Annotated in this window: 1 pseudogene; it reads right to left on the bottom strand. The window is 50.9% G+C overall.

Going from position 1 to position 269, the window contains the following annotated elements:
- A pseudogene (locus AAEY62_RS22585) lies at positions 1-269 on the bottom strand (DNA mismatch repair endonuclease MutL); the annotation flags it as partial.

Raw genomic sequence — 269 nt, 5'->3', positions numbered from 1 at the left:
CGTGTGACTGGTTAACCCCAACAGATACGTGAGCAACTTGGTCAAAATGCGCGGCATGCTGCTCACTCACGCCCTGATAAAAAGCATTAATATCATGATGATTAGTACTAGGTGCAGCTCTGTAGGCGCCGCCACTCCCTCCCGCACTACGCGAACCTAGCGATGCGCCGCCAGAACTGACACTATGAGATGGTTGCAATTGCGATTTAGGATAATCAAATACCTCACCCGACTCAAAATTCCCAGTGGGAGAACGCGCAGTGTCTGTC

The organism is Pseudoalteromonas sp. GW168-MNA-CIBAN-0100 (assembly GCF_040309225.1).
Classification (GTDB): domain Bacteria; phylum Pseudomonadota; class Gammaproteobacteria; order Enterobacterales; family Alteromonadaceae; genus Pseudoalteromonas; species Pseudoalteromonas arctica.
This window is presented reverse-complemented; position numbering and strand designations above follow the sequence as displayed.